This is a genomic window from Claveliimonas bilis (genome assembly GCF_020892095.1).
In the GTDB taxonomy this organism is placed as follows: Bacteria; Bacillota; Clostridia; order Lachnospirales; family Lachnospiraceae; genus Claveliimonas; species Claveliimonas bilis.
In genome coordinates this window covers 1,227,363-1,247,051 of record NZ_AP024845.1, presented here as the reverse complement: position 1 = coordinate 1,247,051, position 19,689 = coordinate 1,227,363, and the positions used below count along the sequence as shown (strand labels likewise).

General features: G+C 45.5%; 19 protein-coding genes. 16 read left to right on the top strand and 3 right to left on the bottom strand.

Annotated features, from left to right (window positions below):
* The first annotated feature begins 5 nt into the window (after nt 1-5).
* Genes EUBC25_RS06165 through EUBC25_RS06110 form a run of 12 tightly spaced genes read left to right on the top strand, consistent with a single transcriptional unit; the run spans nt 6 to nt 13,670 of the window.
* Nucleotides 6-2,084 carry a Sip1-related alpha-galactosidase gene (locus tag EUBC25_RS06165; protein ID WP_230107293.1) on the top strand — a complete coding sequence of 693 codons (2,079 nt, stop codon included), beginning with the start codon at nt 6-8 and terminating at the stop codon, nt 2,082-2,084.
* Nucleotides 2,081-3,061 (top strand): phosphotransferase family protein, encoded by a 981-nt coding sequence (locus EUBC25_RS06160; protein WP_230107292.1) that lies wholly within the window; start codon nt 2,081-2,083, stop codon nt 3,059-3,061. Before EUBC25_RS06165 ends, EUBC25_RS06160 begins: the two co-directional genes overlap by 4 nt.
* Nucleotides 3,062-3,083: 22 nt before the next feature.
* Nucleotides 3,084-3,611 (top strand): isopentenyl-diphosphate Delta-isomerase, encoded by a 528-nt coding sequence (idi, locus tag EUBC25_RS06155; RefSeq protein ID WP_230107291.1) that lies wholly within the window; start codon nt 3,084-3,086, stop codon nt 3,609-3,611.
* Entirely contained in the window at nt 3,599-4,591 is a 993-nt protein-coding gene (locus EUBC25_RS06150) for a UbiA family prenyltransferase (RefSeq protein WP_230107290.1), read from the top strand. Before idi ends, EUBC25_RS06150 begins: the two co-directional genes overlap by 13 nt.
* A gap of 23 nt (nt 4,592-4,614) precedes the next feature.
* The gene (locus EUBC25_RS06145) at nt 4,615-6,135 is read left to right on the top strand and encodes a radical SAM/SPASM domain-containing protein (protein WP_230107289.1); all 1,521 of its coding nucleotides are present in this window, start codon (nt 4,615-4,617) and stop codon (nt 6,133-6,135) included.
* 4 nt (nt 6,136-6,139) lie between these two features.
* Entirely contained in the window at nt 6,140-7,294 is a 1,155-nt protein-coding gene (locus EUBC25_RS06140) for a radical SAM protein (RefSeq protein ID WP_230107288.1), read from the top strand.
* Nucleotides 7,295-7,333: 39 nt separating this feature from the next.
* Nucleotides 7,334-8,407, top strand: a complete 1,074-nt coding sequence (locus tag EUBC25_RS06135) for a radical SAM protein (RefSeq protein WP_230107287.1) — start codon at nt 7,334-7,336, stop codon at nt 8,405-8,407.
* A 29-nt stretch (nt 8,408-8,436) separates the two neighbouring features.
* Nucleotides 8,437-9,801 (top strand): radical SAM/SPASM domain-containing protein, encoded by a 1,365-nt coding sequence (locus EUBC25_RS06130; RefSeq protein ID WP_230107286.1) that lies wholly within the window; start codon nt 8,437-8,439, stop codon nt 9,799-9,801.
* On the top strand, nt 9,798-11,123 hold the full coding sequence (locus EUBC25_RS06125; protein WP_230107285.1) for an asparagine synthase-related protein: 1,326 nt from the start codon (nt 9,798-9,800) through the stop codon (nt 11,121-11,123). The genes EUBC25_RS06130 and EUBC25_RS06125 overlap by 4 nt, the downstream gene beginning before the upstream one ends.
* Nucleotides 11,124-11,137: 14 nt before the next feature.
* Nucleotides 11,138-11,989: a peptidase U32 family protein gene (locus EUBC25_RS06120; protein WP_230107284.1), complete on the top strand. Its 852-nt coding sequence runs from the start codon at nt 11,138-11,140 to the stop codon at nt 11,987-11,989.
* A 2-nt stretch (nt 11,990-11,991) separates the two neighbouring features.
* Nucleotides 11,992-12,717 (top strand): hypothetical protein, encoded by a 726-nt coding sequence (locus EUBC25_RS06115; RefSeq protein WP_230107283.1) that lies wholly within the window; start codon nt 11,992-11,994, stop codon nt 12,715-12,717.
* Nucleotides 12,718-12,740: 23 nt separating this feature from the next.
* Nucleotides 12,741-13,670 carry a UDP-glucuronic acid decarboxylase family protein gene (locus EUBC25_RS06110; RefSeq protein WP_230107282.1) on the top strand — a complete coding sequence of 310 codons (930 nt, stop codon included), beginning with the start codon at nt 12,741-12,743 and terminating at the stop codon, nt 13,668-13,670.
* 9 nt (nt 13,671-13,679) lie between these two features.
* Here the strand turns inward: EUBC25_RS06110 and EUBC25_RS06105 are convergent, their stop codons facing one another.
* The 3 genes from EUBC25_RS06105 to EUBC25_RS06095 all read right to left on the bottom strand — a co-directional run bounded on the left by EUBC25_RS06105 (nt 13,680) and on the right by EUBC25_RS06095 (nt 16,012).
* A complete protein-coding gene (locus EUBC25_RS06105) occupies nt 13,680-14,420 on the bottom strand; it encodes an amino acid ABC transporter ATP-binding protein (RefSeq protein ID WP_230107281.1) in 741 nt (246 codons plus the stop codon).
* 23 nt (nt 14,421-14,443) lie between these two features.
* Nucleotides 14,444-15,112: an amino acid ABC transporter permease gene (locus EUBC25_RS06100; RefSeq protein ID WP_230107280.1), complete on the bottom strand. Its 669-nt coding sequence runs from the start codon at nt 15,110-15,112 to the stop codon at nt 14,444-14,446.
* 90 nt (nt 15,113-15,202) lie between these two features.
* Nucleotides 15,203-16,012, bottom strand: coding sequence for a transporter substrate-binding domain-containing protein (locus EUBC25_RS06095; protein ID WP_230107279.1), 810 nt, complete (start codon nt 16,010-16,012; stop codon nt 15,203-15,205).
* A gap of 221 nt (nt 16,013-16,233) precedes the next feature.
* Here EUBC25_RS06095 and EUBC25_RS06090 point away from each other — a divergent pair, with 221 nt between their 5' ends.
* The 4 genes from EUBC25_RS06090 to EUBC25_RS06075 are packed head-to-tail and all read left to right on the top strand — an operon-like array spanning nt 16,234 to nt 19,653.
* A complete protein-coding gene (locus tag EUBC25_RS06090; protein WP_230107278.1) occupies nt 16,234-17,286 on the top strand; it encodes a glutathione S-transferase C-terminal domain-containing protein in 1,053 nt (350 codons plus the stop codon).
* A 14-nt stretch (nt 17,287-17,300) separates the two neighbouring features.
* Nucleotides 17,301-17,807, top strand: coding sequence for a GNAT family N-acetyltransferase (locus tag EUBC25_RS06085; RefSeq protein WP_230107277.1), 507 nt, complete (start codon nt 17,301-17,303; stop codon nt 17,805-17,807).
* Nucleotides 17,788-19,140, top strand: a complete 1,353-nt coding sequence (gene brnQ, locus EUBC25_RS06080) for a branched-chain amino acid transport system II carrier protein (RefSeq protein WP_311135886.1) — start codon at nt 17,788-17,790, stop codon at nt 19,138-19,140. Before EUBC25_RS06085 ends, brnQ begins: the two co-directional genes overlap by 20 nt.
* A complete protein-coding gene (locus EUBC25_RS06075) occupies nt 19,141-19,653 on the top strand; it encodes a GNAT family N-acetyltransferase (RefSeq protein ID WP_230107275.1) in 513 nt (170 codons plus the stop codon).
* Nucleotides 19,654-19,689: the final 36 nt, after the last annotated feature.

Genomic DNA, 19,689 nt, shown 5'->3' with positions numbered 1-19,689 from the left:
AAAGGATGATAGAGATAAAAAAAGCAGTATTGAAAGTACGGCGTCAAAAGACAGGAGAGCTGGAACTGGCACAGGAGAAACCTGTCCGGGAAGGAGAAAGGGAAGGATGGCTGTTTGAAGACGGGAAAGAAGTCACAGGAGGGTTTGTTCTTGGGAAAATCCCAGATGGACAGACCGGATGGCTTACCTTTACGATTTCCAATACAGCAGTGGAGGAAAATGCCAACCTCAGGATGGAGACACCGGTGACTCTGGATCTGTATATTTCGGAAAAACCGGAGAAGATCACGGCCATGTATTTATTCAGCGACTGGTGGACCAGACCTGCGTTTCTTAACAGTTTTGCTGAAATTCCGCCGGGAACCCAGGTGGCTTTCCTGAAATATGCAGATCATTACGCCTGCCTGATCCCGGGCGTGGGGGAAAGTTATAAAACTACCCTGGCACCGGGAGGAGAGATGTTGATTTCTCTGGAAATGACCGCCTTCATGGGAGGGATGAGCCAGGTAGATGAGCCGGTATTCCTTTACGTGGAAGACAGAAATATTTACCGGGCAGTGGAAAAGGCGTTTGCCTGTCTGGCCGCTTCTAAAGGGATCAAAAAAAGAGAGGACAGAAGGTTCCCTGAAATATTTCGTTATTTGGGATGGTGTACCTGGAATGCATTTTACCAGGAAGCGGACGAAGAGAAAATAAGAGAAAAGGCCCGGGAATTTAAGGAAAAACGAGTGCCGGTGCGCTGGATCCTGCTGGATGACGGCTGGCTTTCCGCAAAGGGGAGCAGATTGTATGATTTTGAACCTGATAAAAAGAAATTCCCGGAAGGATTTCTGAAAATGAAGGCAGAAATCTGCAGGCCGAAGGAGATTTCCTGGCTTGGCGTATGGCATGCGCTGGGCGGATACTGGGGCGGCATTCTTCCCGGAAGTATCCTGGAGAGGGAAGAAAGGGAGCATTTGTGCCGCACGGCAAACGGCAGGTATCTTCCGAAGCCGCAGGCAGACGCCGCTTTTGCATTCTACAGAAGCTGGTATAAAATCTTGAGAAAAGAAGGGGTTGATTTTCTCAAGGTGGACGGGCAGAGCGCGGTAAAGAATTATTTTGAGAATACAGCTCCTGTGTGCCGTGCGGCAAGGGAGATTCAGGAAGGCCTGGAGGGAGCTGCCACCTGTTTTGACGGGGCGGTTATCAATTGCATGGGTATGTCTATGGAACAGATATTGGCGAGGCCATCTTCTGCTGTATCCCGAAGCAGTGATGACTTTTTCCCGGACCGGGAAAGCGGATTCCCGGAACATCTTTTACAAAACGCTTACAATACACTGTATCAGGATATGTTGTATTACTGTGATTGGGATATGTTCTGGACGGACCATAAAGACAGTGTGAAACACAGCCTTTTGCGGGGAATCAGCGGCGGGCCGGTTTATATCAGTGATAAAATCGGCAGAACGATCCCTGAAGTATTAAAACCGCTTATCTATCTGGACGGGGAAATCCTCATGATGGACAGGGGAGCCAGGCCGGCGGCAGACTGTATTTTCACAGATCCCCGAGAATCAAAAGTGCTGAAGCTGACCAATGTGGCCGCTTATGGGGAAGGGAAAAAGGGAGGCGGAGTTGCCGTATTTAACTTTTCGAGCCAGAGGCGGCGTGTCGTTTTTTCTCCGTCTGATATATGGGATATTTCCCATTACGATCAATACTGGGTCTATGATTATTTTAACCAGACCGCCCGTATATGCGGAAAGGATGAGCGCATAGAAGAGGAGATCGGGGGAGACGGATTTGCCTGGTATGAGATACTTGGCGCCGAAAGTCCGGGGACCTTCCTGGGATTAAAAGAAAAATATGCAGGATTTACGGCGGTGGAGGACGTATACAGGTCAAAAGACAGAATGACGGCTCTCATGAAAGAGCAGGGAAAGACAGGCATTCTCTCGGTCAAAGAGCCGGAGGCTGTGTACTGCAATGGGACAGATGTTTCGGAATGTGTTGAAAAAAAGGGATTTTTCTATACGGTAAATTTGGAAGAAAAAAGAAGGAAAGCCATGATAGAAGTTGTCTGGAGGGATCAGATATGATGACATCTGCAGAGGGAAATCTGGAACAGGATATGTTAAGATACAGACCTTTCATAGAGGAATGTTTTGGAGGAAAAAGATATACGCTGGAAGAAGTGCCGGGAGGCCGCTCTTTTGATATAAAAGCAAAAGCCCATTGTGATGGGAAAGATTATATGGTCAAAGTGATCGAAGGACGCCTGGATGGGGAGGAGAGGAACAAAAACAGAATAGCCTGGTATCAGGCGCTGTGGCGGATCCGCCATGAGAATCCCTGTGTTCTTGGACCGCTCTTTTACGGCATGGCGGCCGGCCGTGTTGTTACGATAACAGAATGGATAAAAGGAGAGCAGTTGAATGAGGCGTTCGATAAAAGACCGGACAGCATGGTCCTCTTTGGAAAGAAAGCAGGCCGGCTGCTGTATGAGCTCCACCATCAGGAGTTTGTAAGGAGGGCGGCGAAAAGCGGGGGCGTCAGTATCGCCGAAAAGACCGCGAGGGCAGTATCAGAGCTGGAGCAGGAAATAGGACGATGCGGAATTGATTTCAGGGGAATGGATCGGGCAATGGATTATTTGAAAAGCAACAGAGCGATTCTGTCAGAAGAAAGAGCAGGGATTGTACATAATGATATCCGGCCGGAAAACTTCATATCTGCAGGCGGGAAATTATATATTTATGATTTCGACTCAGGGACGATCCAGGATTGTTTTGCAGATTTTACATATCTTTCTGCAATTTCTCAGGAAAAGTACAGGCCATTTTCCTATGCGGCCATCATGTCATATTTTGATCTTGATATACCGGAGGAATTCTGGAAGGTGAATTTATATTTCAGTATTATAAAATTGCTGGATTATGCAATTTATAAGTACCATAAAAGCGGAAAAAGGATCGTAAACCAGGCAGATAATTTTGTGCAGTTATTTCATAACTATGAAAACCCTGTCCCGGACTGGTGGGGACAGATAGATGAACAGTATCGGGATAAATTATAAGAAAATGGAAAAGGAAAGAGAAATGGACGAATTAATACTTGTAAATGCAGAGGATGAGGAAATCGGATATGGAGAAAAGGCCTATGTGCATGAGAAGGGTCTGCTGCATCGGGCGTTTTCTGTTTTTATCGTAAATGACGGAAAGATGCTGATCCAAAAGAGAAACCGGAATAAGTATCATTCCGGAGGACTATGGACGAATGCATGCTGTTCCCATCCGAGAAAAGGGGAGTCTCTTAAAGAGGCGGTCCACAGGAGGCTGGAAGAAGAGCTGGGAATAGACTGCGATGTGGAAGAATTGTTTGACTTTATGTATCGGACCGTATTTGCCGAAAATCTGTATGAGTATGAATTTGACCATGTATTTCTGGCGGACTACTCTGGAAGCATTGAATTAAACCGGGAAGAAGCCTCGGAAATAAAATGGATCGATCTGCAGGAATTAAAAGAAGATATTGTCCGCCGACCGGAAAAGTACACAAGCTGGTTTTTGATTGCGGTAAATAAAGTCATAAAAGTTGCGGAGGAAAAGAAGGAATGGAAGCAGTAATAAAATATCTCCGGGTCGATGAGTGGATGAGTTCCAAAGTGACGATGATGCTTGGAATACAGGCGTATTTTATCTGCCTTGACCAGACGGACGCTCTTGCCGCCTGCAAAGAGCTGCTCGTCTATTTTCTGTTCCTTTCCATGTTCCTGGCAGTCAGCTATGTGGCAAATGATTTCTCGGATCTGGAGATTGACAAAATGGCCGGGAAGAAAAAGGTAATAGGGAATTTGCCGCGGTGGGCTGTCTGGCTGTCCTTTCTTCTCATGGCTTTAGCAGGCGATGTACCCATCCTTCTTTATGCGGACAATAAGATTTTCGCCGTAGCTGCAGTTTTTCTTACCACATTTCTGGGGGTGGCCTACTCCGTTCCGGGCATCCGCTTTAAGGAAAGAGGTATCTGGGGGCTTATCGAGTGTTCTTTTGCCCAGCATTGTATGCCGCTTGTTGTTTTGCTTCTGTTTCTTAACTGGAACAGGCTCAATATATTTTTGTGGATCGTCTGGTTCTGTCTTTCATTTTTTGACGGTTTAAGATATATTCTGATCCATCAGTTTATCGACAGGGAAAATGACAGAGCGACAGGTACTCATACGTTTGTCTCCGACCGGCAGATGAATATAAGAAAATGGATTTTATATTTATGTATGGCGGAAGGAGTGTGCTGTATCTTTTTGCTGGTTCCTTTATTTGCCAGGTACAGTGTTATTATCATTTCCGGGCTGGCCTTTAATTTTATATTAGAGTTCTGCATTTACGAAGTGCTCAATGTTTATGCCAAAAAAGACTGGCTGGTGTCCTATGATTCTGTTCCGCTGGAAGCGCTTCTCAATATCATCATGCCGGTTATGTTTGGACTGTGTATGGCGAAGAGAAATGTGTGGGCAGGGCTTTTTTGTATATTTATCCTGGTCTGCTGCTTCAAATCGCTGAAAATAAAACTGGGAATTGCAAATGTGTTCCTGAAGTCGAAATTCTCATAATGGAGAAAAGGGGGGATTCTTTTATGAAAGCAACCGTGTATTGTCTGGAAGATCATAAGATGGAAATCAGGGAAGCTGTAAGCGTATCTTTCCCGGATGCAGAGGTGAAATTTGCCGCATATGAAGATCTGACAGTGGGAGGAGAAATTTTAGCTGTTGATCACGAACTGGTACATCTGCTGAAAAAGGATGAAACAGCAGGTTACCCGTCTGTATATGTATATTTCAAAAAACGCCTGTTTGCTGTATCCCGGGCGGATCTGCTGGAAGAAGAAAGAGAGACATATGTAAAGAAAGAGGACTGGGACAGTGCAAAGGACATCAACGAAGTGTTGTGCGATATTGATTTCCTCTGCAAAAACACAGTAAATCGATCTTATCCGGACTTTTTTCAAATTGAATCAACAGACTATTGCAACAGCAAATGTATCATGTGCGAACATTATTTCACTCATAATAAACAAGCGGAGATCCTCAGTATGGAGACGCTGGAGCATATGAGAGATGCGATACAGCTAAGCAGACGTATTAATCTCAACGGGATGGGAGAGCCGTTCATCAGTAAACTGGTAAAACAGCAGATCGATCTGTATGTCGGATACGGGAATAAGATAGTTGCCAACACAAACCTGTCTGTGCTGGATGACGAACTGATAGAGCGGATAGGGAAAGATTTTGAGTGGCTTGCGATCTCTATTGACGGCGCAAGCAAAGAAACCTACGAATCCATTCGGATCGGCATGTCCTATGAAACACTGATCAGCAATCTGTACAAATTAAAAGAGAGAGTGCCCCATGTGAAGAAGATCATATCCATGGTCATGATGCGCCAGAACGTCTGCGAAATGCCGCAGATGGTGGAACTGGCTCATAAGGCGGGGGCGGACCAGGTGGTCTTTTTGAACCTGAATCCTAACCTGATCATCGGAAATGCCGGGGATGTCATGCTCCATTACCCTAAAGTGACCGAATATTATTCCGTGAAAGCACTGGAGAAGGGAGAAGAACTGGGAATCCATGTCGTAGTGGCAAATGCCGGGGGATTAAACCGTGCAATTACATTTGATGAAATTCAGGACGAACTTACTCAAATGAGAAGGATACCTATGTGGAAAACGAAAGAAGAAGAGCAGAAAATGCTGGAGACAGCCGAAATCGTGAATCGTTACATTGAGACACATGATCAGGAGCAAAATACAACGGTACCGACAGAGGTGAGATGTTCCGGAGTCTGCGACTGGCTGCTGAAAAACTGCTATACAAATCTGCACGGCGATATCTCCATGTGCTGCAGAAATTTAATATACCGCGCCGGAAACGTATCGAAGGAAGGGGAGTTCCTCTCTGTATGGAACGCTCCTTTGATGCAGAAAAGCAGAGAGATCTTCTATTCGGGCTATGTTCCGGAGGCGTGCCTGAAATGCGGCATGATCGAAGGAGGAGAGCTGAAATATCTGACAGTAGATATCAGCCCGGATTTTTATCAGGATACCAGGCTGAAAAAAAAGCAGAAACAGGAACTGAAAACACTGCTGGGAGAATAAAAATATGTTTGAGAAGGAAAAGCAGGAAAACAGGGATCAAATCCTGGAATTTGAAGAAGGAAAACAAATACCGGACAGGGACTGGGACGGGTCCGTTTCCTTTTATCCCAGATATCTTCAGATTGAACATACGACCCGCTGCAACGCAAAGTGCATTATGTGCAACCATCTGTATACCGGAAACAGAGGGGCGAAAGATATTGACCTGGATGTGCTCTATGCCCTGGAAGATATCCTGAAATACGCGGAAACCGTGATGCTGAACGGAGATGGCGAGCCTTTTCTCTACGGAAATATTGACAAGTCCCTTGCCCTTTTTGGAAAATATGAAGTGAAGGTTGGCATGAACACGAATTTTACAGTAGTTCCGGAGCAGCTGTGGAATGATATGGGACATGCATTTTCCTTTCTTAACATATCATGCGACGGGGCCGAAAAGGACTTGTATGAATCCATAAGAAAAGGGCTGTGTTTTGAGGATTTTAAGGCTAATCTTGAAAAGCTGAACAAGGTTGCCCCCCATTTGAAAAAGAATATGGACTGTGTGCTGATGCGCCAGAATATAGGAGATATGGAAAATCTGGTCCGTTTTGCGGCGGATTATGGATTTGCATCTGTTCGTTTTCACTCGCTGGGAATAAACCCCATCATAGGCAATGAAAAAGATGCGCCGGATCTCTATCCCCATTATCTGATGGAGCAGGCCCAAAAAGCGGCAAATGCAGCCAGGGAGCGGGGGATCAGGATACAGCTGCCCCGGGTTCAGTCTCCGGAAAGAGGAGACGCGGCGCGGGATTTGGAAAAAATACACGGCGAGGAAAAAGAGGCAGAAAAGAGGATCCGAAAAGCAGAAGCTTATCATGAGGTATTGTCCCGGCAGTATCTGGGCAGCTCCGTAAGGGAGGAAGATTTTACGCGGGAATTATTTGATTACGGCGATCTGTGCAGATGGGCAGTGGAACGGTGCTATATTGATCTTAACGGGAATCTGACGACATGCTGCTATGATGTGAGCCACCGCTATGGCAGTCTGAAAGAACAAACTTTTGAGGAAATATGGAACGGACCTTTTTATAAAAAGCTCCGCCTTAAGATGAGAGAAGGGAAGCTGCCAAAATGGTGCGGGGAGTGCCAGTGGCTGAAAAACCCGGAATTTTAAGGAAAGAAACGATATCAGGGACAAAGAAGGTAGAGGAAAATGACAATTTATGATTCGGTAAATGATATAAAAGAAATGCTATTCGGGGAAAAGGGAACCGGCTTTGATGAAGTGCGCTCTGCCATCCGAAAAGAAATAGAAGCGAAAAAGGTCAGTATGCCCCCACAGTATATGATGATGAAAATAACAAATTACTGCAATTCGGATTGCGTTTACTGCAATCATGCAAAAAGCAGGATCCAAAATGAAGTGAAGCAGGAAATTTCCCTGGAACGCCTGCAGTCCATCATTGGCGAGGCCATACAGATGGGCGTAAAGGCAATCAGCATAAGCGGTGGAGAACCGCTGGTGCGAAAAGATGTGGAGACGATTGTCAGACAGATCGCCGACAGCAATGTGGTTCCTGTCCTTCTGACAAACGGCTGCCTTTTAAAGGAGAGAGCCGAAAGCCTCTACGAAAGCGGACTGCGATATTTCATCATCTCTCTGGACTCCTTAGATGCAGAAGATTACCTTGCACAGCGGGGAGTAGATATCGGCCCTGTACTGGAGGGGATTGAAACAGTAAGAGGACTTATGCAGAAGGATGAAACTGTCAAGTTACATATTACACCGGTGATCACAGCCAAAAATATAGGGCAGATGCCGGAAATGGTCCGGTACTATTCAAAAAAAGGTGTTTCCCTGCAATTCAGCCCCTACCACAGATTTGTTTTTAATATGAGAGATGAACTGGCGGAATTTGACGCCAGGGAGGTTGAAACCGTTATGGATCAACTGTTACAGATGAAGAAAGAGGGATATCTGATCACCAATTCCATTACTTTTCTGCGGCACTTTAAAGCTTTTATGTGCGAGAATAAAATACTGCCTGACGGATACCGGTGTCTGGCAGGATATTCCACAGTCTATGTAGATACCTATGAAAATGTGCTTCCCTGCTGGAGCGGCGGATTCGGGCCGGTCGATAATCTTCAAAATCATACGTTGTCAGATATCTGGTACGGTGAGAAATACATGGAGCTGCGCAAAAAGATGGAAAAGTGTCAGTGCGCCGGCTGCTGGCTTCTGTGCACCGGGGAGCTTACAGTTCTTATTAATGGGGAAGAGTAGTTTTATAAGATTAAGAGGAAACAGGCAATATGCAGATAAAGAGAGAGGATCTTACGAAAGAATACAGTAATATATTTTTTCACTTTGATTTCAGCCAAAGGATGGAACTGGAATACGATCATAAAAGCTATGAACTGACTGATCACACACAGCTGCCGGAATTGATCGAACATTCTAAAGCAAAAGGAGATTATCAGATCAGTAAGATCGCAAATAATATTCTGGCTGTATATGAAACGGAACATCAGATGGAGACATACAGCCATACTCCGGTGATGATGCATATGGAACTTTCCAGCTTCTGCGACTGTGAATGTATGATGTGCAAACATTGCTATGAAAAAAACAGCGATGCACAATACCTGTCCCGCGATAAATTCCATGAACTTAAGCAGTATTTTGCAGCCTGCAGGATCGTTATGATCAACGGATATGGGGAACCCTTTATTCATCCGCAGATTTCAGAGATCATTTCCATTTTTGAAACATATCAGGTAAAGATTTTCACTACGACAAATCTGCAGCATCTTCCAATGGACAGCCTGCCTAAGATCAATAAAGTTTTTGCGAGAATGAACGTTTCCTGTGACGGGGCCTGTGCAGAAACGTACGAATCCATAAGAAGAGGAGCTTCTTTTGCCAAATTTATCAAAAATTTGACTATACTGCGTGAAAACTGTCCGGATGTGCAGCTTTTTATGTCAGTCGTGGCTATGAGACAAAATATTGAGGAAGCAGTCAGTCTCGTGCGCATGGCAAAAGAATTAGGATTTGAAGAAATAAGATTTGGGAGATTGGGGTCTAATCTTTTTCTGGGAAATGAAAAAGACGAGCTGATTTATTATCCTAATTTTGCCGGCAGGGAACTGGAGAGGGCGAAGCAGGAAGGGGAAAGGATCGGGATACGCGTAGTAACGCCTGTTATCATGCGGAACAATGTCATTGACTGTAAGAAGGCGGAGCGGGAAAGGGAACAGATCCATGAGGAGCCGTTTTATAAAGGCGATAAATATTATGAAGGATTGGCAGAAAAATATAAAGAATTAAAAGAGTCCCATTTGTTTGAACCTCATTTGTACTCTACGGAAGGAGCAATTTCCTGTGAAGGGATCTGTCACTGGATCGGATTCGGGCTGTACGTCAACTCATCCGGCAAAGTGAGGCCATGCTCTGAAATTCCCTATAACAGAGGACAGGAAAAAAGAGAAGAAACGATTGATCATAATTATGAGGAACTGAAAACATTTCGGAAGAAATTTATTTCAGGAGAAGTGCCGAGGGTATGTATGGACTGCGCGTTCATTATGAGCGATGAGATCGGCTGCCTGAAGGTAAATCTTCGGGAGTATAAAAATTATTTTCTGGAAAAGGCGGGGGCGGGAAGAGAAGAATGAACTTTTTATTAGAAACAGGCAGAACCGGTTCTGTGAGATTTCTGTATACAGAAGGGGAAGAGATTACAGACCGTGACGGGAAACAGGTGTATGTATATGGAAATAAAGAGATGTTTACCGCTGTTGAAAATCCGGCAGGACCGGGTTCCTGCCGGGTCATCCGGAGCACAATGGGAGGAAATAAGACTGTCTTTTATCTGAAACATAACGGCAGGTATTATATTTTCACTTCACTGAAACTGCTGTCTGCCATTTCTTATCAATGCCGTTTCCAGGATGATCCGGAACTGATCAGTGAATTTATATACAACGGATTTATCCGGACAAAGGACACGCTGGTACGTGATGTTTATAAGCTGCTTCCGGAAGAATACCTGGAAATAGAAGCAGGAGAGCTTAACATACATCGACTGGAAAGGACAAAAGCGAACAGGCAGAAGGTCAGCCTGGATCAGATGTATGAAAGAGAAAGAGCAATCATCAATTCCTATATCGATCTGGCGTTGTCAAAAAAGGGGCAGGTTAATCTGGCGATCTCGGGAGGATTTGATTCCAATCTCATCCTGCATTTTCTGAAGGAAAGAGGGATACCATCATGTGGATTTTCCGTCGGTGCGGCCCGGGGATTGGACGAGACAGGCGTGGCGGCAAACTTGTGTGCTCATGCCGGGAATGTCAGCCTTCGGAAAGGAAGCGTGGGGCCTAAGATACGGGAGCGTCTGGAAGAAATTGTTGAGACGCTGGAGGGGAATCTTTATGAACGGGGGATTTTCCTTCAATATGCGCTGGCAAAGCTTCTGAAAGAGGAGCATGTCCGATATATTTTGCTGGGCGAAGGAGCGGATCAGGTATTTAACCGGAATTTTTATGACCGTAAGGCGCCCCCATATCTGACAAATTACAATGATAATCCATATGAACTGGGGGCCATGGTCGTACTGAAAAAGAGTGTGCTGATGCTGGAGGCATTTGGGATTACAGGGCTATATCCATTTATCAGCAGAAAAATGCAGGATCTTGGGGCTGAAATAATGGAGGAAAACGGCGTTTCCAAAATAAGACAGAAGGAAATGTGCCGAAAATACTTTGATGATGAAACAAACACCCTTGTAGGAAAGAACCCCGGCAGCACTTCCCTGTGCGCATTGTTCCGGGATTCTGAAGACGAGGAGGCGTTTATTGCCAAAGTAAAGGAAACAAACGAGTTTTATGATCCTTCTTTCCGGATCTCTTATAAATACGGGCCGGGGGAGTCAGAGCTGGATTATTATTTATGCCTGGAGTACCTTAGGATATTTAAGAAAATATTTTGCAGCGGATAAAAGAGGTGTGCAATATGAAGAGAGTAGAGTGTGAAATACTTGCACCGGCGGGAAGGGCGGCAGATATAGCTCCTTTACTGAAAAACGGTGCGGATGCTGTTTATGTCGGGCTTGCCGGGTACAGTGCAAGACCGGAATCTTCAGACTTTTCAGCGGAAGAGATATGGGAAGCGCTGCCGTCAGTTCACGAAGAGGGAAAAAAACTGTTTGCGGCGATAAATGCAAATGTTCCCGGAGAGAAAATAGAAGAGCTATGCGGGCTGATAGAAGAGCTGGATGAAAAGGGGATTGACGCCCTGATCCTGTCAGATTACGGGCTGATGAACCGCGTTTCCAAAATAGTCAGACATGCTCAGCTTCATGCAAGCACACTCACGGGGGTCTATAATCACGAAGACGTCCGCATGCTGCAGGAAATGGGAGTAAGCCGCATTATTTTGTCTTCCGATTTATTTGTAGACGAGATTGTGGATCTGACGGACAAAGTTCCGGATATGGATTATGAGATCGTGGCCGATGGCGGGATCTGTTTCAATTCCAACCGCCAGTGCCTGCTTCCTCATTTCGGGCAAAAGGAAGGATACAGTGTGTACTGTCAGAAAGAATATGAACTTTTGAAAGACGGGACATTCCTTGGGCCTGCAAAACGGATCGGAAATCCCCCGGGGAAAATACACCGCACAATGGGGATTTACCTTGGAATGGGCATACGCTCCTTTAAAGTGGAAGGAAGAACAAACAATCTGGACTACATTCTGCGAAGAGTGAAGGATATGGCGGAAAGCAAGAAGTTTTATCTGGAGCATTTGTCTGAAATCCCGGGGATGATGCATTATATAAGACGAAGCAACTGGTATGAGGTGTGAAAATGAGGGAATATTTTGCAGGCCGAGAGACCTATGATCTTGGGAGAATAGAAGAACTGATTGAAAAAAGCGAAGTAAAGGGGGTCATTTTAGGAGATCTGTTTTGTCAGAAACGTATGTTTCAAAATGGAATTGCGGATCTGATCCTTTTGATGGACCGTGTTCTTGCCTCTAAGAAGGAGGCGGTTTACCAGGCGCCGTTGTATGTTACCGGGAGAAACTTAGAAGAAGTAACAGCCATCCTACGCCTGATGGACGGATATAAAAAGGAATCCTGTGTGATCGTCCAGGACTTCGGGACTGCCAGGATGGCTGCCGGATCGTATAAGAATATACGCCTTATCTGGGGACAGATGGGGAGAGTGCGGGAGCGGAGGTACTCAGATGAGTTTCTTCAGTTCCTGAAGGAAAGAGGATTTACCGGCATGGAGACAGGGGATCAGGAACTTGCGGGCAGGCTGTATTCATTTGGGCTTGTACCGTTTTTTGACAACGCACTCCTTCAATACCAGACGCTGGGAAGGATCTGTTATCTGGAATACGAGACAGGGCGGTGCGAGCCGGAGCTGTGCCGCCAGGGATGTTACAGCTTAAGGGCCGGGGGAGAAGAATATGAGATGACGATAGACGGATATATGCTTGGGAAAAAGTACCGGATGATACCGGAAAACATACTGGAAACTGTTCATAAGAAATATGGGGCTGAATTGATTTTCAGGAAAAAATAAAAAGGAAACCGGAGAGAAAAAAGATGAAGAGAATATTAGTAACAGGCGGAGCCGGATTTATAGGCTCTCATTTGTGCCGGAGGCTGCTGGACGCCGGAAATAAAGTAATCTGTATTGACAATATGTTTACGGGAACGTATGACAATATAGGAGAGTTGTATTCCAATCCTGATTTTGAGTTTGTGAATGCAGATATTATCCATCCGATGCATCTTGATATTGATGAAATCTATAATCTGGCCTGTCCTGCAAGTCCGGTTCAATATCAGTACGATCCGATCATGACGACCAAGATCAGTTTTCTGGGAGCGCTTAATGTACTTGAAATGGCCAGAAAAATGAATGCGAAAGTCCTGCAGGCAAGTACAAGCGAAATTTATGGAGATCCTCTGATTCATCCGCAGAAGGAAGGCTACAGAGGCAATGTAAATACCACCGGGCCAAGGGCGTGTTATGACGAGGGAAAGAGGGTGGCGGAAACCCTGTTTTCCGATTATCGGAGATTATATGGAACGGACACGAAGATCATAAGGATATTTAACACATACGGACCGCATATGCTGGAAAACGACGGGCGGGTCGTCTCCAACTTTATCATGCAGGCCATACACAACAAGGATATCACCATATATGGAAGCGGAACTCAGACGAGAAGTTTCTGCTATGTGGACGACCTGGTGACCGGCATGATCGCGGTCATGGAGAAAAAGAATTTTCCGGGGCCGGTCAATCTGGGGAATCCCCATGAGATGACCATCCTGGAGCTGGCAGATATGATCATAAGAAAGACCGGTTCCAGCTCCAGGATCGTGCATCAGCCGCTTCCGGAGGATGATCCTGTGAAAAGGAAACCGGATATTTCCTATGCGAAAAGGGAGTTGGGCTGGGAGCCGACTGTTGATATCGAGCAGGGGATCGAGAGGACGATCGCTTATTTCAAAAAGAAATACTAAAAGGAAAAATTACGACTGCTTTTCAAATTTGCGGAGAAACTGCTGTAAGCGCTGTGTCTTTGGGGCGGAAAAAATTTCTTCGGGGGTTCCCTCTTCGGCGATTTCCCCTTCGTCCAGAAATACCACATGATCGGCAATGTGTCTGGCAAATGCCATTTCATGGGTGGCGATGATCATAGTGGTATTTTCCTTTGCCAGTTTATATAAAAGGTTCAATACTTCCCCTACCAGTTCCGGATCCAGTGAAGAAGTAGGCTCGTCGATCAGCATTACTTTTGGCTTTACTGCCATAGCCCGTCCGATTCCGATCCGCTGCTGCTGTCCGCCCGACAGCTGGGACGGATAAGAATCGGCCTTTTCTGTCAGACCGATTGCTTCCAGGATTTCCCGTGCTTGACCTTCTGCTTCTTTTTTAGGGATCTTTTGTACTGCCGTTAGAGGTTCCATGATATTTTCCAGTGCGGTCTTATTTTTGAACAGGCTGTAATTCTGGAAGACCATGGCCGTCCTGGCGCGAAGTTCATATTCTTCGTTTTTCTTATGGTTTTTGGCGTCTACTGAAAACTGGTCAATTGTTATGATGCCGGAATCAGGCTTTTCCAGATAATTGATACAGCGAAGCAGGGTAGACTTTCCGGTACCCGACGGCCCGATCAGGACTAATACTTTTCTTTCTTCCAGACGGATAGAGATATCTTTTAAAACATGCAGCGATCCAAAACTTTTATTTAAATTGTCAATACGAATCATAGTTTTGCCTCTTTCATTTCATATTAATAAATTCTGTTCAGACGTTTTTCCATTTTGCTCTGGAGCAGATTCAACGCGGAAATAATGATCCAGTAGATGACGACTGTTGCCAGATATCCTTCCAGGAAGCGGTAGGTTCTGGAGGTTTCCATGCTGACCGCTGCCATCATATCTTTGAAGCCGATCATAAATCCGATAGATGTTGATTTGAAAAGGTTGATAAAATTATTGGAAAGTCCCGGCACGGCGATTCTTGCAGCCTGCGGAATAATAATTTTGGTAACAACTTTTAGCGGACGCATCCCGATGGAAAGTCCTGCTTCATACTGATCTTTTGTGACGGAATTTAAAGCGGCCCTGATGTCTTCGGACATAAAAGCGCAGTAATTAGCGCTCAGACAAATAACAACAGCTGTAAATGCGCTCATGTTCCGTATCGTCTCGCTGACCTGGGCAAACCCATAATAAAAAAGAAACAACTGCGCGATAAATGGTGTCCCTCTGAAGAAAGAAACATAGACTGTACTCAAAGAGAACAGTCCTCTGATCCGGTACTGGCGAATGACTGCCAGTATGATACCAAGTAGCAGGGAAAGGATCAGGGAGAGAAACGCGACGATGACTGTCGCCGGGAGCAGCTTTAGTATTTTGGGAATAATTTCAATAAAATAGTCGATTCTAAATGTATCCATTTTTTTCTCCAAGGTTTCAAAAGAAGGGGCTTATCACATGAGAACTAAATTCCTCATGTGACGGCCCCTTTTGGTTAGTTAGTTGTAATCTTATTCTTCCATAGGATCAAATCCAAACCACTTTACTGACGTATCATGAAGGAATCCTTCTTCTTTCAGATCGCTGATCACAGCGTTTACTTCATCACACAGGGCTTTGCCTTCCTCTGTTTTCTGGAACGGATATCCGGCATTTTCTGTATATACTGCATCACCTACGCCCTTGATTTCAAGTCCGGATTCCTGTTTTACAGATTCAATATGAAGAGCTGACATCAAAGTGGCGTCAATCCTTCCAAGCGCTACGTCTGTCGGCACTGCTGTACTGTCGTCGTAATTTACATACTTGATCTGTCCATCCGGATCCAGTTCATCAAAATAGTCATAGGCAATATCATCGCTGAGAAGTCCAAGGGTCCTTCCGTATAAGTCTTCCACACTATTGATATCATTGGTGCTCTCTGCTACAACAATCTTATATGGCACATAGAAATAGGTATCTGTAAAATAGTATTTTTCCTTTCTTTCATCTGTGATACCGATCTGGTCAGCCACAGTATCTACGCGTCCGCTGTCAAGCAGTTCAATGACGCCCGGGAACCCGGCGGTTTCCCACTCGATCTCATAATTCAGACGGTCCGCAATTTCATTCCATACATCAATTTCAAATCCCTGAAGCTCGCCGTCCTCATTTGTTTCTGAAAAAAATGCATGCTCCCCTGTGGTGGAAATGCGGATTGTTTTCTTTTCTTCCTTGCTTTCTTCGGAGCCTTCTGACGAGCTGTCTGAGCCGCATCCAGTCAACATTGCGCCGGTGATTGCCGCCACCAGCAGAGCGGAAACGAATCTTTTCTTTTTCATTTTTTTCCTCCTGTAAAAAGTGAAACCATTTATTCATCATTCCATATTGTCGCACAGAAAAAAACAATTTACCAATCACTTATTTCGATATATGCAGGATACATATTGAAATTTTCAATACGTTGTCATATACATTACAGGAATCTGCAAATATTTTTATAAAAAGTTCTTTTCCGATTTCAGGGCTGTGATATAATTACGAAGGAAATAGTTAAATTTACATGGGAAAGACAGAAATGGGAAAGGAACATATGGCAGATTATGTTGATGTAAACGGAAGGAAAATAAGGATCAGGACTCCGGAAGTCTCGGAAATTGATGAAAACGGCTATTTTCGCCGGCAGTCAAACGCATTTACCGGACATTTGGGAAGCAAAGAGCATCCGGTGGAAAAAGGAAGGTATATTCTTTTTTGGTCAACCGGATGTGCCTGGTCTAATCGGGCTGTGATTGTGATCGACCTTCTGGGACTGTCGGAAGCTGTGAAAACAGAAGCGGTAGACTGGACGGACCGTCCGGAAGATCTTGGATGGGAATTTGTCCATTCTCCGGGTCATATTAATCCGGAAACGGGAGCACAGTTTTTAAGCGAACTTTATTACAATACGGATGGGGACTACAAGGGAAGGACAACCGTGCCGGCTTTGGTGGATTATCGGACAAAGACAGTTGTGAATAATGATTTCCAGATGCTGACTGTTTTGCTGGAGACGGAATTTTCTCCTCTGCATCATCCGGAGGCGCCGGATTTGTATCCGGTTCGGCAGAAGGATAAGATCGACAGGCTTAACAGCTGGCTGTATCAAAATGTCAATGATGCGATATACCGTGCATGTTTTGCCAGATCCGTGGAGGCTTATTATGAAGGATACCATACATTTTTTGACAGTTTATCTGTGCTGAACACATGTCTGGAAAAACAGCGGTTCCTGCTTGGCGATTATATTACGGACAGTGATATTCGCCTGTTTACAACGCTGGCCAGACTGGATATCAATTATTCACGGCATCTTGGGCCCTGCCCCGGCCTTTCGGACTATCCGAATTTGTGGGACTATGCAAGAGATCTGTATCAGGTTCCGGCTTTTCGCAGACACACACATTTTCAGGAATTTGCAGCCAGGCAGGATTCAGGCAGAAGAGGGCAGAATTTTCGCTTTCATCCCTATTATGATATGGTAGTGCCCGGTACAGATTTTCCGGAACTATGGTCAGTGCCTGCCGCAAGGGAGAAACTTAGTTCGGATCCTTCCCATAGATTTATGATAAAGTAAAAGGAGAGCGCGGAATGTCTGTTTATTTAAAAACAACAAAAGAAGATATCGATTATGAGGCGGTTGCCGCCCTCTTAAATTCCTTTGGAATGAGCGGGCGGAATGCGGATGAACAGGAGAGAATTTTCAAAAGCAGCTATGCGGTGTCATTTCTATATGACGGTGACAAACTGATCGGCTGTGCCCGCGCGCTGTCAGACGGCGTCTGTGAAGCAGCTCTTTACAATATTGCCCTTGCCAGAGAGTATCACGGCCGGAAATTAGGCCACATGTTGATAGAATCTATCTTAGAGCAGGTCAGGGGATGCAACATTATCTTATATACCCATCCCAGGACAGTGGCTATGTATGAAAAATTCGGATTCCGTCGGCAGAAAACAGGGATGGCCATCTATCAGGGGAATGCGGATGATCTGAAACGTATGGAAAAGACTGGCTTTCTTTTGCCGGAAGGGTATCGTTTTTCGGATAATGAATTAGGAAGGCCAGTAGGAGGAAATGATGAAAAAACTGAAATTTAGAGAAACTGTTTTTGTAGCCAGCATGTTATTTGGCATGTTTTTTGGAGCAGGAAATCTGATCTTCCCCGTATCTATGGGGCAGATGGCGGGGAGACATGTGTGGCAGGCGGCAGCAGGCTTCCTTATTACGGGAGTGGGGCTGCCGCTTCTCGGCGTGGCGGCGCTTGGGATCAGCCGCAAAAGCGGACTTTTGGGACTTGGAACCCAGGTGGGCAGGAAATATGGGATTTTGTTTACCTGTGCCCTTTACCTGACGATCGGTCCTTTTTTTGCCATACCAAGATGCGCTACGGTATCTTATACAGTAGGAATAGAGGGACTGATCTCCGGAGAGGGAGGCAAGCTGTTTTTAGCCGTGTTTTCCCTTGCCTTTTTTGCAGTGGTATTGTTTTTCTCTCTGCGGCCGGGCGAGATCATGACATGGATCGGAAAAGTGATGAATCCTTTGTTCCTCGCTTTTCTTGCTGTCCTTGTCATAAGGGCGCTCAGCAGCCCTCTGGGAAAAGTAGGTGAGATAGAACCTACAGGCGCTTATGCGGAAGGGGCGTTTTTTACAGGTCTTCTGGAAGGATATAATACAATGGATGCCCTGGCAGGGCTGGCTTTTGGTATCGTGGTGGTTGATGTGATCAGAAGGCTTGGCGTAAAGGAACCGGAAGAAGTGGCGGGAAGTACTGTCCGCGCCGGATTGTTCAGCGCTATTTTGATGGCAGTCATCTATCTGCTGGTGGCTGTGATGGGCGCCCAGAGTGCAGGCGGCCTGGAAGTGAGCAGTAATGGCGGAGAAGCATTGTCGCAGATTGCAGAATATTATTTCGGAAGAGCCGGAGCGTTTATTCTGGCTGTCATCGTGACAATGGCCTGCCTGAAAACGGCAATAGGACTCATCACAAGCTGCGGAGAAGCATTTGTGCAGATTTTTCCGAAGGGACCTTCCTATCATAAGTGGGCAGTTATGTTCTGCATTCTTTCGTTTTTGATCGCAAATCTGGGATTGGATGCGATCATTGCATATTCCCAGCCGGTGCTTATGTTTCTTTACCCTCTTGCAGTTGTGCTGATTATTTTGACGCTGTTTGGAAAATATTTCGCAAATGACAGGACGGTATTCCAGTGGGGCATTGGTTTTACGGCAGTATCAGCGCTGGCGGACGGACTTCGAGCATTGCCGGAAGGCACCAGAGCTTTACTGCACATAGATGTAGTGACAGATCTGGCAGGGAGAATACTGCCCCTGTCTGACAAGGGATTCGGCTGGCTGTGTCCGGCTGTTGCAGGAATTGTGATCGGAGTGATCAGATACCGCATGAAAAGGAAGAGGGAGACAGAATAAATGAACGATATCTGTATGAGATTTGAATTTAGAGAGATCCGGCAGGACGAAGCAGAGTATGCCGCGCAGATAGAAGAGATCTGCTTTCCGCCTAACGAGGCGTGTTCCAGGAAAATGATGCTTGAGAGGGTTAAGACGGCGCCGGAATTGTTTCTGGTAGCAGTAGAGAAGCACACAGGGGAAATAGCCGGATTTTTAAATGGCCTCTCTACGGATGAGGAGAAATTCCGGGACGAATTTTTTACGGACGCCGGTCTTTATGATCCGAAAGGGAAAAATGTGATGCTGCTGGGGCTTGATGTCCTTCCAGGGTACCGGAGGCAAGGACTTGCAAGAGAGATTGTGAGCCAGTATATCTGCCGGGAGAAGGCCAGAGGAAGAGAGAAGCTTTTGCTCACCTGCCTTGAGGCTAAGGTGGAAATGTATAAAAAATTCGGGTTTCATGATGAAGGGATTTCTGATTCCTCCTGGGGAGGAGAACAGTGGCATGAAATGACCTGTTCTCTGCAGTAAGGGCAGTATCCAAAGGCACAGGAGAGTGGTTGAATG